Annotated in this window: 10 protein-coding genes; 7 read left to right on the top strand and 3 right to left on the bottom strand. The window is 65.5% G+C overall.

Annotated elements, in window-relative coordinates:
- A partial coding sequence (locus BST28_RS22400; protein ID WP_420093459.1) for a transposase occupies positions 1 to 298 on the bottom strand: 298 nt, incomplete at its 3' end.
- A gap of 118 nt (positions 299 to 416) precedes the next feature.
- Here BST28_RS22400 and BST28_RS22395 point away from each other — a divergent pair.
- Together BST28_RS22395 and istB are read left to right on the top strand one after the other, a co-directional pair.
- On the top strand, positions 417 to 1085 hold the full coding sequence (locus tag BST28_RS22395) for a Mu transposase domain-containing protein (RefSeq protein ID WP_234808385.1): 669 nt from the start codon (positions 417 to 419) through the stop codon (positions 1083 to 1085).
- Positions 1082 to 1909 (top strand): IS21-like element helper ATPase IstB, encoded by an 828-nt coding sequence (gene istB, locus BST28_RS22390; RefSeq protein WP_083040762.1) that lies wholly within the window; start codon positions 1082 to 1084, stop codon positions 1907 to 1909. Before BST28_RS22395 ends, istB begins: the two co-directional genes overlap by 4 nt.
- On the opposite strand, the gene BST28_RS23880 is transcribed toward istB, so the two are convergent.
- Positions 1885 to 2343 (bottom strand): hypothetical protein, encoded by a 459-nt coding sequence (locus BST28_RS23880; RefSeq protein WP_133054361.1) that lies wholly within the window; start codon positions 2341 to 2343, stop codon positions 1885 to 1887. The two genes, istB and BST28_RS23880, sit on opposite strands and share 25 nt — an antisense overlap.
- A gap of 99 nt (positions 2344 to 2442) precedes the next feature.
- On the opposite strand from BST28_RS23880, the gene BST28_RS22380 reads away from it, so the two are divergent.
- From BST28_RS22380 to BST28_RS23875, 4 genes are all read left to right on the top strand, one after another.
- On the top strand, positions 2443 to 2721 hold the full coding sequence (locus BST28_RS22380) for a hypothetical protein (RefSeq protein WP_083083170.1): 279 nt from the start codon (positions 2443 to 2445) through the stop codon (positions 2719 to 2721).
- A gap of 85 nt (positions 2722 to 2806) precedes the next feature.
- The gene (locus tag BST28_RS24295; RefSeq protein ID WP_165758134.1) at positions 2807 to 2965 is read left to right on the top strand and encodes a hypothetical protein; all 159 of its coding nucleotides are present in this window, start codon (positions 2807 to 2809) and stop codon (positions 2963 to 2965) included.
- An 81-nt stretch (positions 2966 to 3046) separates the two neighbouring features.
- Positions 3047 to 3241 (top strand): hypothetical protein, encoded by a 195-nt coding sequence (locus BST28_RS22375; RefSeq protein ID WP_064920599.1) that lies wholly within the window; start codon positions 3047 to 3049, stop codon positions 3239 to 3241.
- A 107-nt stretch (positions 3242 to 3348) separates the two neighbouring features.
- Positions 3349 to 4632 (top strand): rep protein, encoded by a 1284-nt coding sequence (locus BST28_RS23875; protein WP_234808386.1) that lies wholly within the window; start codon positions 3349 to 3351, stop codon positions 4630 to 4632.
- A gap of 469 nt (positions 4633 to 5101) precedes the next feature.
- On the opposite strand, the gene BST28_RS24290 is transcribed toward BST28_RS23875, so the two are convergent.
- Positions 5102 to 5263: a hypothetical protein gene (locus tag BST28_RS24290; RefSeq protein ID WP_165758133.1), complete on the bottom strand. Its 162-nt coding sequence runs from the start codon at positions 5261 to 5263 to the stop codon at positions 5102 to 5104.
- Between the two features lie 228 nt (positions 5264 to 5491).
- Here BST28_RS24290 and mobF point away from each other — a divergent pair, with 228 nt between their 5' ends.
- Positions 5492 to 8266, top strand: a complete 2775-nt coding sequence (mobF, locus tag BST28_RS22365) for a MobF family relaxase (protein WP_083083166.1) — start codon at positions 5492 to 5494, stop codon at positions 8264 to 8266.
- Positions 8267 to 8324 lie beyond the last annotated feature (58 nt).

The following is an 8324-nucleotide window of genomic DNA, read 5'->3' as shown; positions in this document are numbered from 1 at the left end:
GCACGATCGCCGGCTCGAACGAGCCGTTGCGATCGCGCGGCGCCTCGATACGCACCGGGCCGTTGACGGTGGTTACCGTTTTCGGTGTGGTGCCGTTGCGGGAATTGCCCGATCCGCGCCCGGCCGGATCGCCGGCCTCGTAACCCAGGTGATGGGTCAACTCCGAATTCAGGGCACGCTCGAGCACGGCCTTGGTCAGCTCGTTGAGCAAACCGTCCGCGCCGTCGATCGGGGTCCCCGATTTCACTGCATCGGCGATCAGCGAATCCAGTGTGTCGGCGCTGAACGCCTCCGCCAACCGTCGGGCCGCCGTCTTGTCCTGAGCCGGCGCCTTCGTGGTCTTGGTCACAAAACACTCCTTCTGTCCGCCCCAACGGCGGTCCGATGATGGACCACCTCGGACTTACACAGATGGAATGACACGCCCGCTGGCCCCGCTGCCCACCGAGCCGTTCGACACCGCATTGACGTTGACGCCGCGGGTGGACCGCTACGCCCAAGTGGCGGTGCGCTGCAACCAATACAGTGTTCCGGCCCGGTTCATCGGGCACCGGCTGCGGGTCAAGCTGTCGGCATCGACGGTGGCCATCTATGACCGCAGCACGGTCGTGGCACGCCATCAGCGTGCGGTCGGCAAGGGCACCAAAGTCCTGGATTTGGACCACTACCTGGAGATTCTGCTGCGCAAACCCGGCGCTTTGCCCGGGGCCACCGCGCTGGCCCAGGCGCGTGCAGCAGGGGCGTTCACCACCGAGCACGAGGCGTTTTGGCAAGCGGCCCGCACCGCTCACGGCGATGCCGGCGGCACCCGCGCCCTGGTGGAGGTCTTGCTGCTGCACCGTCACCTCGACCGCGCCGCCGTGCTGGCCGGTATCACCGCCGCCCTGTCGGTCGGCTCCACCGCCAGCGACGTCGTGGCCTTGGAAGCCCGCAAAGCTACTGAACACCGCAGCGCCGTCGCCGGTGATCGGGATCGGCGGGTGGTCGTGCTCGCCGAGCACCGCCCGGCAAGCATTCCCGCCGATCAACGCCCCCTGCCGACGGTGGACCAATACGACAGCCTGCTGGGCGGACAAACCTCATGAGTGCCCGGCGTGGGGTCACCGACCAAGCCGCGACCGCAGCGATCGAACAGGGTGCGCGGATGCTGCGCCTGCCAACCATCCGCGACCGATACTCCGAGATCGCCACCGCTGCTGAGCGCGAACAATTGTCGTATCTGGGGTTTCTGGCCGAACTGGTAATTGCCGAATGTGACGACCGCACCCAGCGCCGCGCCCAACGACGCGTGCGCGACGCCGGCTTCCCCCGCCCAAAACGGTTAGAAGAGTTCACCTTTGACGCCAACCCTGCCATCAACCCCGCCGTCATCGGGCACCTGGCCACCTGCGACTGGGTCAAGCAAGGGCAGCCGCTTTGTCTGATCGGTGATTCCGGCACCGGCAAAACACACCTGCTCATCGCCCTGGGTACCTTGGCCGCCGAAGCCGGCTACCGAGTCCGCTACACCCTGGCCAGCAAACTGGTTAACGAGCTGGTCGAAGCCGCCGACGACAAGCACCTGATCAAACTGATCAACTACTACGGCCGCGTCGACCTGCTGCTGGTCGACGAGCTCGGTTACCTGCAACTCGACCGGCGCGGAGCTGAACTGCTGTTCCAAGTTCTCACCGAACGCGAGGAACGCTCCGCGATCGCCATCGCCTCCAATGAGCCCTTCTCGGCCTGGACGAAGACCTTCACCGACCCCCGGCTCTGCGCAGCCATCGTCGACCGGCTGACATTCGCCGGGCAGATCATCGAGACCGGCACCACCTCCTACCGACTCGCCCACGCCCGCAACACCCGCAAACCAACCCCTACCAGTGGGGCCAGCTCAAACCGTCACACTGGGGCCACTTCGAGTTGACACAGCCAGCACCAAACTCGACCAACGTTCAAGTCGATTTCGAGGGAGAGCACGTCGATCGGCCCAGCCAGGGCTTGTGTGAGTGCGATACCCGGCACGAGCTGTGAAGCCGTTGCCCGCACGTCAATGTTGTCGATCACCACCGACACGCCGTCCTTCACCTGGACCACTACGAAAAACACGCCCGGACCAATCGGGGCCGCTTTCCTCCGCTGCGCCCAGCGCACAGCGGCCCGTGTGTTTTGAGCGAACTCGTCTGGTGACGGCGGCCGGCAGGCCTGCACATCGCACACGTTGGGAACGAACACCGAATGCGTCGGTGAGAACTCCCGAACCGCTATCCGGACACCATCGTCGGGTACAACAGCCCGACGAACCTGCTTCACGCCGCCGCCAAACAGCCTTGCAGCTGCAAACACTGAAGCAGGCTCCATCCGCCCAACCGTAGCCGCGGATACCTACCGAATCGACCCACACGGAGACCCCCGCATTAGGCTCAACTTACGAACTAACAAACTCACAGTCAGGCGAACATGTCGAGGAGCGAGGACAAACCCCTGTACGCGGACGGTTTCACCCCCGGGCAATGGGTCCGGTACGACCGGCTTGAGCGGAAAGAGACGCGGCTCCGCCCGGATCAGTACAGCTCACTGAGCGAATTGAGCCGCAGCCTCAACCGGCAACGGCAGGGTCGCGGCGACCGCATCACCGAAAACACGCTCATCCGAGTGGCCATCGACCTCCTGCTAAGCCGGGAAGCGGAGCTGGCCGGCGCCACCGAGGCCGACCTGCGGACCGCCCTCGGGCTCTGAGGCCGTCAACGAGCGACCCGGGCTTGCAAGGTCCGCATTAACTCTGTAACTTCGAAACATACAAAGTTGATATGTAGGGGTGCGTATGTCTGTCGATGATTTCGATGTTCAACAGGTAGTCCTCCACATGGCCTTCGACGTCATCAACCGACTTCTTGGCAATCCAGCGGACACCAAAGCCCAAGCGGCTGCGCGGCAAATCGTCCGCGGTCAATTTCCCTACAACGCACTGCTGCGCAAGTGAGACTTGCGCGGTCACAAAAACATCACGAAGCCGCGGCGTGTCATGGTCGCTGTACCTGGTACTGCCGCCATGATGGGCGTCATGGCTCAACCACACAAGGGCCCGCGAGAGCAGATTAAGACGCGGGTGCACGCGGAGGTCTACGCCGATCTGCGCCAGCTGGCCGCAGAACGCGGCTCGTCGGTAAGCCAGGTAGCGGCTGACCTGATTGCGGCCGCAGTCGGCCGCACCGACCTAGTACGTGACATACCGGAGGCCCTGCCGCTGGCGATGTGAACCCACCGCCCGATACCTGATCGGGCAGATGTGACAGCTCAATAAACGACGAAACCCCCGGCCGGCCAGCCGAGGGCTTCGGTGCCCCTCGAAAGGGACGTGTCTTGGTGGACTCGTCTCACGGTAGCGCATATCTGCATCAGATTCGAGTAGACGCGCAAACCCGTGACCACTGCGTTTCTAATATCCGCGTTGACCTGCGTGTTGCCGATAAGCAACATCGCCGCCGCGACTGGGTCACCCGCGCGGGCTCGTGCGCGGCTCGTGTACCGGTGTGGCGCAGCCGCCAGGCGTGGCTCGACGATGTGCAGGCATGGGCGGCCACACCACAGCTAGCGCAGGTGTGTCACAGCGAGCGCGTGTCGATTGCAGCCCCAACGCTCGTCGCGATCGCAACCGCAATGGCCGAGCACGCCGATCACGCCACCGGGCGCCACTGTGCGGCGACCCGCGCCACGATCGGCGCTGTAGCCGGCTGTGGACCCGACACGGTGACTGTGGCCTGGCGCGTACTGCGCGCCGCCGGCTGGGCACTGGAGGCCCAGCGTGGCCACGGTTCGCCGACCACCCCCGGGTGCGGCCGGCGGCCGTCGATCTACCACCTGATCCCGTCCCGCACAGCTGTGGAGTTTCCCGACCTACCGCGAAGCGGTGTAGTTAGTACTTCAAGTCCCGTAGGGACTCACTCACCAAGCGCGCATCAGCGCGCCCGCACAGAGAACCATCAACCGAAGAACCGCCGGCCGCGGCGCGGCCCACGGCCGCTGCCGCTACAGCGGCTCGCGGCTCAGCTCATCAACGCCTGCCACGGGCTATCCCACGGTCACGCCGGGGCGATCTGCGACGCCGTCAGTGCCGCCGGCATCGACCCACAGGTCTGGACAGCGCGCCAAATCACCACCGCGCTCAACGCCGACATGCGCATTACCGGCTGGACCTGGCCCGATCGCATACAGCGGCCTGGAGCATTCTTGGCATCACGGCTCAAACGGATCGATTGGTCACCACCAACAGCCCCCAACGACGGCGGCTACGCCGCCGGCACCGACCAGGACCGCCGAGCGGCAGCTGCCGCCGACGCACGGCGTGACTATGCCGCTGGCCGAAAGCGCGGGAAAGCGGCCCTGACGGGACCTGGCCATGCAGCAGCAGTCAAAGCCCTGGCGCTCGCACGGCAGCGGTCCGCCTATCGGCACAGCCGCTTCAGCGAGACACCGCCCGACGACGGCTCACTGGCGATGGCCGCAGTGGGCACATCGCCTGTTCGCCGTTTCCGCTCGATTGATGCTCGTGAACACGCTCAGCACCGCCAGCAGGACATGCACAGCGGTGACCCAATCGACGGTCTCAGCGACCAACAGACCACACACCATAGCGATGGCGACTTGTAGCGTCGGCGCGAAATGACGGGGCTTTTCACTCGGGTTGTTCGGCTCTACCATGAACGCGGGTTCCTCTCAAATGTTGTTTCGACGCAACTGGGACCGTGGAGCTGACCGCCACCGCACGCCATGCCGGGCGTGACATCTCGGGCGGTCAGTTTCCTTTTGTGCCGGACTATCCGGCACGCCAGGCCACGTGGATCTCATATTGAGGGCCGAGTAGGACACGTGCAATAGGACTCAACCGACACGCCGACATTTCGATTCGACACAGGGTCTACAGATGCTCCGCCGCGCGGCGGAGGCGGATGTCTTAGGCATATGCCGATCCTGACTCCACCCCCAGCGATTTGGCCAACACTAACGCCACATTTCGTCAAAACCGTTTCTCGGGAGCCGGATGGTCGAACGTGGACGCAGTCCGATGGGTCGGTTTGCCAGCAGGCGCACTCCTGGTCTAGGAGCCCACCGTGCTCTACTACTCGCATATCGGCTCGATCCAGACGATGTCGGCACGTGCTGGCGATGGCATCGTGCCGTCCACAAGCCAGGACAGCACCCGTTCTGACACGTCGCCGCCGCGCTGCACCAACGCCTCCATCAACCTCACCTCCACAACCATCTCCACGTCACCTTCCACCAACCTCACCCTCAGCACCCTGCCTGCCCCGCCACCTTCGCTCCCTCATTCTCACACGCCCACCACCACACCTGACCGCTTCCCATCCCACCTACCAAAACCACGACCACCCACATCGGCACATTGGCACAAGTTGTGCAAGACTGGTTGCGGCCGCGCGGGGCGCGTCCACAACCGTCCCGTCCCCCAGTGGGCGAGCGGATCGGCCGGGTCAGGAGGTGGTCGCTCATGTTGACGATTTCCCGCCTCTCGCGCTCGAGCATCGCCTACTACGAGAAGACCGCGAACGAGGCCAAGCAGGCCGCGATGGATCGGCAGGCCGCCGGGGGTGGGCTCGGTGAGTACTACACCGAGGGCGACACGCGGGTGCCGACCTGGATGGTCACCGGCGACGCTTCGCAGGTTGCTGAGCTGACCGGGTTGACTGACGCCCAAGTCGCTGGCGGGTTTGCTGACGGTGACCAGGTGTCGGCCTGGTTGGACGACGGAATCAGCCCGAATGGGGCGTCTGGGCGGGCGTTCACCACCGGGTCAGTGCACGGTTTCGACCTGACGTTCGCCGCCCCTAAGAGTGTGTCGTTGGTGCGGGCGCTGAGCACCGATCTCAATGAGAAGGTGGTCGCCGAGGCTCACATGCGGGCCGTCAAGGCAGCCCTGGACTACCTGCATCAACACGCCGGCTACACCCGGGTCCACAACCCGCTGACCGGCAACAAAGATTTGCAGCGGCTGCCGGGCTTGACCGCCATCGCCTACCAGCACGAGACGTCGCGGTGCGGTGATCCGCACCTGCACACCCACGTCATCCTGCCCAACCGGCAAGCTCGTGCCGATGGTGTGCTGGTGTCGATCGACTCGAAATCGCTGCATCACGAGGCCAAGGCCGCCGGCATCGTCTACCAATCAGTGCTGCGTCACGAATTGCACGCCGAGCGGGGCTTCGAGTTCACCACGGTCGGTGAGCACTCAGGCATGGCCGAAATCGCGGGCATCACCAAGGCTTGCATCAAGGCGTGGTCGCAGCGCTCGACGCGGCTGCGGGAATGGGCGCGCGACAACCTCGTGGTTGTCGATGGCGAGCCCACCGCGGCGCAGTTGCAAGCCGCGCAAAAGGCGACGCGGCCGCGCAAACCCGAATCGCTCGCGTGGGCCGACCTCAAAGAGCAGTGGCGCGCCGACGCGCGCGGGCTGGACATCGACCGCGCCGCGCACACTGAAGCGCGCCGCGCCAACCGCGGCGCATCGCGTGATCTGATGGTGCGCCCGCGCCTGGCGCAGATGGTCGCGCGCATCGACAAGGCCGCGTTTACCCGCGCCGACCTGGTGGAGCTGGTCGGCGCGCTACTGCCCTACGACGCGCCCGGCAGCCCGCGCGAGCTCATTGAGAAGATCGTCGACACCGTCGCGATCCGCGTCTCGGCGCAGCGGGAACGCCACCACCGCGAGGGCCACGAGCACTACACGGTGGACGCGATCATCCGCGAGGAAGAACGCATCTTCGAGATGATCGACGAGCAAGACGCGCGGACCCGCATCGACGTGCGCCGCGACGACCTCGGTGACCTCTCCGCCGACCAGGCGCGCGCTGTAGGCAACATCGCATCTTCGCCCTACCTTGTCCAGCCGTTGCAAGCGCCGGCCGGCGCCGGCAAGACCCACTCACTCAAAGCGCTGCGGGCCGGCGCGCACCGCGGCGGCAAGAAAGTATTGGTGGTCGCGCCGACCGGCCGCGCGGTGGACGAGGCCATGCGTGAGCAGGCCGGTGACCGCGGCCTGACCGTGGACAAAGCGCTCAACCTCATCGGCGGCGATCAGCTCCGCCTCGATCGGAACACCGTGGTTGTCGTCGACGAAGCCGCCATGGTCGGCACGCCAAAGCTAGCGAAGCTTCTTCAAGCCACCACCGCTGCGCGGGCCAAGATCGTGCTCGTCGGTGATGCCTATCAACTCGCGCCGGTCAAATCCCGCGGCGGCATGTTCGAGCAACTCTGCACGGACCTGCCCTGGGCGCAACGCCTTTCAGAGGTATGGCGCATGCGCGATCCTGCCGAACGTGACGCGTCGCTCGTAGTGCGCTCCGGGCGCGGTAATAGACTTCGCAAGGCGATCGGCTGGTACCGCAATGAAGGCCGCCTGCACACAGGTGATCAGGTGGCGATGGCCCAAGACGCCACCACCGCCTACGTCACGGCTCGCGCAGCGGGCAAGGACGCGGCGATCATCTGCGACCGCTGGGAGATCGCCGACGCCATCAACCGCCGTCTCCACGGCACCTACACCGACAACACCACACCGGGCGTGCGTGTAGCCCGCGACCAGGACGTCCGAGTCGGTGACATCATCATCAGCCGCAACAACGACCCGACCATCACAGTCACCCCCGGTGCAGAGCATCGGCGGGGCGACCGCATTGACCAGGTCCGCAACGGCAACCGCTGGCGGGTCGCCATGGCCGACCCCGCGAAAGGACAGATTGCAGCCGAGCGCCTCACCGACAACGCCCGCGTCATCTTCGAGGGCGACTACCTCAAGGAACACATCACCCTCGGCTACGCCACCACCGTTCACTCCGCCCAAGGCATGACCGTCGGAGGCCGCGACCGAGCCGGTGTGTGCTGGACGATCATGTCTGACCGCGCAAGCCGCGCCGTGGCCTACGTCGGGATGACCCGAGCCCGCGATGAAAACCACGTTGCGATATACCCGGCCGTGGCTAACGAAGCCGACGAGCACGAGATACGGCGCGGCACCAAACACGAAGCCGCCGCTGCCCTTCACACAATCCTGACCGCCAAGGGCGACCGGGCCCAGACCATGCACGCCGAAGCCGACCGCTCCGAACGCGACGCACTCCCCGACATGGTCGCAGAGCTGCTCACGCGCAACGACGAACGCCGGCGAGCCCGCTCCGCCGAATGGCAGAAGCACAAAGCCGCCGACGCACGCCGCCAGGACCGCCAGCAAGCCCTCCAACAGGCCATCACTGAATCGCCCTGGGTTTGATGGAGGCTCGGGCTATTGGATTTCGACCAGGGGTTGGCCGGTCCGCTGCCCAGCGTAG

It is taken from the genome of Mycolicibacter kumamotonensis (genome assembly GCF_002086285.1).
Taxonomy (GTDB): Bacteria; Actinomycetota; Actinomycetes; order Mycobacteriales; family Mycobacteriaceae; genus Mycobacterium; species Mycobacterium kumamotonense.
Note: the sequence above shows the minus strand (reverse complement) of the source record. Positions and strands in the feature narration are given on the sequence as shown.

What these genes read in the sequence shown, in the direction of transcription:
- mobF (WP_083083166.1), top strand. Translation starts at nt 5,492, where the DNA reads ATGTTGACGATTTCCCGCCTCTCGCGCTCGAGCATCGCCTACTACGAG.
- BST28_RS22380 (WP_083083170.1), top strand. Translation starts at nt 2,443, where the DNA reads ATGTCGAGGAGCGAGGACAAACCCCTGTACGCGGACGGTTTCACCCCC.
- BST28_RS24295 (WP_165758134.1), top strand. Translation starts at nt 2,807, where the DNA reads ATGTCTGTCGATGATTTCGATGTTCAACAGGTAGTCCTCCACATGGCC.
- istB (WP_083040762.1), top strand. Translation starts at nt 1,082, where the DNA reads ATGAGTGCCCGGCGTGGGGTCACCGACCAAGCCGCGACCGCAGCGATC.
- BST28_RS23880 (WP_133054361.1), bottom strand. Translation starts at nt 2,343, where the DNA reads ATGGAGCCTGCTTCAGTGTTTGCAGCTGCAAGGCTGTTTGGCGGCGGC.
- BST28_RS22375 (WP_064920599.1), top strand. Translation starts at nt 3,047, where the DNA reads ATGGCTCAACCACACAAGGGCCCGCGAGAGCAGATTAAGACGCGGGTG.
- BST28_RS22395 (WP_234808385.1), top strand. Translation starts at nt 417, where the DNA reads ATGACACGCCCGCTGGCCCCGCTGCCCACCGAGCCGTTCGACACCGCA.